This is a genomic window from Inquilinus limosus MP06, from assembly GCF_000767795.1.
Lineage (GTDB): Bacteria > Pseudomonadota > Alphaproteobacteria > DSM-16000 > Inquilinaceae > Inquilinus > Inquilinus limosus_E.
In genome coordinates this window covers 1-3658 of sequence record NZ_JANX01000609.1, presented here as the reverse complement: position 1 = coordinate 3658, position 3658 = coordinate 1, and the positions used below count along the sequence as shown (strand labels likewise).

5 protein-coding genes are annotated in these 3658 nt (G+C 69.8%); 2 read left to right on the top strand and 3 right to left on the bottom strand.

All coding sequences use genetic code 11. The annotated features are described in order from the left end of the window. Positions 1-110: 110 nt before the first annotated feature. Positions 111-569 carry a hypothetical protein gene (locus tag P409_RS29395; protein WP_052121547.1) on the top strand — a complete coding sequence of 153 codons (459 nt, stop codon included), beginning with the start codon at positions 111-113 and terminating at the stop codon, positions 567-569. Positions 570-584: 15 nt separating this feature from the next. On the opposite strand, the gene P409_RS29390 is transcribed toward P409_RS29395, so the two are convergent. The 3 genes from P409_RS29390 to P409_RS29380 all read right to left on the bottom strand — a co-directional run bounded on the left by P409_RS29390 (position 585) and on the right by P409_RS29380 (position 2860). Continuing rightward, a complete protein-coding gene (locus P409_RS29390; RefSeq protein ID WP_034846775.1) occupies positions 585-1295 on the bottom strand; it encodes a DUF6683 family protein in 711 nt (236 codons plus the stop codon). A gap of 189 nt (positions 1296-1484) precedes the next feature. Beyond that, the gene (locus P409_RS29385; protein ID WP_034846774.1) at positions 1485-2333 is read right to left on the bottom strand and encodes a hypothetical protein; all 849 of its coding nucleotides are present in this window, start codon (positions 2331-2333) and stop codon (positions 1485-1487) included. Positions 2334-2530: 197 nt separating this feature from the next. After that, on the bottom strand, positions 2531-2860 hold the full coding sequence (locus tag P409_RS29380) for an ArsR/SmtB family transcription factor (protein WP_034846772.1): 330 nt from the start codon (positions 2858-2860) through the stop codon (positions 2531-2533). A 124-nt stretch (positions 2861-2984) separates the two neighbouring features. Here P409_RS29380 and P409_RS29375 point away from each other — a divergent pair. Further along, a partial coding sequence (locus P409_RS29375; protein ID WP_034846770.1) for an MFS transporter occupies positions 2985-3658 on the top strand: 674 nt, incomplete at its 3' end.

Genomic DNA, 3658 nt, shown 5'->3' with positions numbered 1-3658 from the left:
GGCGCGCTCTACGCCCTGAGTCGTGACCCTGACCAACATCCTGAACGCCGGCATGTCGGCGCATATGATCGGCATCCTGGCCGGGCTGGGGCTCGGCGGCCCCGGTCGCGGTGTGGATCGCGACGCTGCGCGGCATCGGCCAGTCCGGCGCCCGGCTGGCGGAGGTCACGTTCGGCGGCGGGCTGTCGCCCCTGGCGCTGGACCCTCGCGGCATCGGCCTGCTGCCGGTGTGCTTCATGGCGGGGCTGTGGAGCGGCCGGGCCGCCGCGGCGGCGATCGCCTTCGCCTTCCTCTACGGCGCCGGCAACGGCCTGCTGACCATCACCCGCGGCACGCTGCCCCTGGTGCTGTTCGACCCGCGAAGCTACGGCGCGGTGGCCGGGCGGCTGCTGGTGCCGGGATTCCTGTGCTCGGCCGCGGCGCCGGTCGCCTATGCCGCGGTGATCGAGCAGGCGGGGGAGGCCGCGGCCCTCTGGCTGTCCGCCGCGCTGGCGGCCCTCACCCTCGCGGCGGCGGCGATGCTGTACGCGGCGTTCCGCGCCGCGCCCGGCCCGGCATCGGTTCGCTAGAGGCGGACGCGCCGGCTATTCCGCGGGGACGAAGCCCGCCTCGGTCAAAGTCATCGCCGAGAGGTCGAGCCCCATGCCGCTCGCGCCCTGGATCGCGGCACGGCTGAGCGCCGCCGTCTGCGTACGGTCGCCCTTCGCCTGCTCGAGCGCAGCCCCCAGCAGCACGCCCTGGACGAGGAGCGCCTCCGCCATCTCCTGCTTGGCGGCATCGCCCGCGGTCGCGAGCGCGGTCGTCGACGCCATCGACCGCACCACCTGGCGGCGGACCGCGGCGGCGGTCGCGGCGCTGATATCGTCGTGGCTGCCGCGGCTCGCCAGCCACGCATTGATCCACCAGACGGCATAGGCGTCGGCGACGTTGTCGATCACCAGGCCGTATTTCGCCAGCTCCGGACGCATCCGCTCGATCAGGTCGCCCTGGGCGAACAGCGCCGCCAGATTCTCCGCCCCCTGGGGATCGGCGGCCCGGCTCCTGTCGACGAACCGGGCGAGATTGGCGCGCCGCCGCGCCGGATCGGGGCGGTAGGCGAACGACCTGGCGTCCGCCTGCCGCCCGGAGGGCGAGGCGGACCGGTCCGCCGGCGCAGCGGAGCTTCGATTGGCATGGTCCTGAAGGCTGATCCGCGGCCCCTCGAACAGCATGGGGCTGATCATCTGGTACTGGGCGTGGGCGGCGCCGGGGGCCAGCAGGGCGATGCAGGCAGCCACGACCGTTCTGAAGGACATCGCGGATCTCCCCGGTCTTCAAAAATCACGACGGAAATGCGGCGGACGACGCCTCAGGATCGATGAATAGCCTCAACCGGTCATGATCGACCGGGCGGCACCATGATGACCGTGGCAGGAAAACAAGTCCACCTCATGGCAGCGGATCCGGCATGGCGATCCGGTCGTGATGGGAACGCCGAGGGTGTCCTAGGCCGAGTTGGCCCAATAGGCCTCGCGCCGGTCCACCACCAGATCGGCACGCCCGCTGTGGCCGGCATCCTTGCGGCCGCCCTTGACGTGGTCCATGAAGCGGCCGAGGCCCGAATTGATCAGCACATGCTTGGCCCGCGCGCCGATGCCCTCGGCGATGTCGTGCGACCGGTGGCCGGCCTGCTCCACCTGGCGGCGCACCACGTCGAACAGATAGGCATCGTGGAACTCGTACTCCCGGAACAGCCCGTCCTCGGTGTACAGCCGCTCGAACGCCGCCAGCATCTCCTGCGTCGCCGGGTGGCGCAGGTTGTAGGCCAGGAATCCGCATTCGGTGTAGGTCGGCCGCTGCAGGCAGCCGACGAAGCAGTCCGGCGGGACGAAGCTCTCCAGCTCGTCCCAGCGCGGCGCGGCGAAGAACAGGCTGTCGGCGTCGACCCAGATCAGCACGTCGGTGTCGGCGGTCTTTGCGGCGTGGAAGATGGCGAAGGCTTTGTGGGCGAAGCGCACCGCGTCCCAGCGGAAGCCGGAGCCCCAGTTGCGCTCGCCCAGCTTGATCCGGTTCTTGTAGGGGTTGCGCTGCAGCTTGAAGCGGTAGCGCTGGGTCTGGCCGTGCGCCAGCGGGTTGTCGGCGTGGCGCCGCTTGAACGCGACCAGGTCCGGGCAGCTCTCGATCAGGTCGCGCACGACGACGCGGTCGCTCGGCACCTTCGGCTGGAAGCCTTCGCGGTAGAGGATCAGGGGGATCTCGTCCGGCCAGTGCCGATCAAAGGTCTCGATCATGCGGCGGCCGTATTCGGCATAGCCGGCGGCGTGACAGGTCGTGACGACGGAGAATGTCCGCATGGGCTCACTCGGACGACGCAAGGGCGTCACCATCTGGGGATTGCGCTGGCTCTTGGGGCTCGAAACACGCGGGGGGCCGCTGCGTTCCCGAGCCTCGACGATGGCCGCACCATAACTGCACAGGTGCGGAATGTGAAATTACTGATTGGTAACCGAAAGTTGCCGGGAACGCATGGATTCGGGCGATCGCGGCAACGCTATGACACGCCCTCGGAGGCCTTCACCCTGCGCGCATTTGTCACGATCGAGTCCAGCAGCCCCGGGAACTTGGCGTCGAGATCCTCACGCCGCAGCGAGATGAAGCGCTGCGTCCCGTCGATCCGGGTCCAGGTGACGCCCGCCTCGCGCAGCTTGGCGTAGTGGTAGGACAACGCGGTCTTGTTCCCCCCGTCGCCGAAGATGCGGCAGGAAACCTCGCCTACATCCGCCAGCGTGGCGACGATGCCCAGCCGGGTCGGGTCGCTGAGCGCGGCGAGGATGGTGACGAGGTCAAGCTGGTCGCGGTCAGGCTGGAACGGCGGGCGCATGGCGCAGAAGCTAGTCGATCCCCGTCCTCGTTTCAATGTTCAACGGTTATTGAACAATCTGCTTGACGCCGAAGCGGCGCGCGGGAGTATGGTTCAATAATCATTGAACATTGGAACATCACCGATGCCCGCCTCCCTGGTCTGGCTCGCGATCGGCGCTTTCGCCATCGGCACCGAAGGCTTGATGATTGCCGGGCTGCTGCCCGCGATCGCCGCGGATTTCCACAGCTCCGTCGCCACGGCGGGGCAGCTGATCACCATCTTCGCCCTCGCCTATGCCGTCGGCTCGCCGATCCTGTCGGCGCTGTGCGGCGGCCTCGACCGCCGCCGGCTGCTGGTGGCCGCGCTGCTGGCCTTCACCGTCTCCAACCTCCTGGCAGCGGGGGCCCAGAGCCTGTGGCAGCTGGTCGCCGCCCGGGTGCTGCTGGCGCTGAGCGCCGGTCTGTTCATGCCCACCGCCTACGCCGTCGCCGCCTCCCTGGTGCCGCCCGACCACCGCGGCCGGGCGATCGCCGCGGTGACCAGCGGCATGACCATCGCCACCGCGCTGGGCGTGCCGCTCGGCGCCTGGATCGGCGCCCATGCCGACTGGCGCGTGACCTTCGTGATCGTCGCGGTGCTCGGCCTGGCCGGGGTGGCGGGGCTGCGCTTCGGCCTGCCGGCCAGGCTGCCGCTCGGTGCCTCGACGCTGGCGGAGCGCCTCGCCGTGGCCCGCCGGCCCGCCGTGCTGCAGGCCCTGACAGTGACCTTCTTCTGGATCGCAGCCGCGTTCGTCCTCTACACCTTCATCGCGCCCTA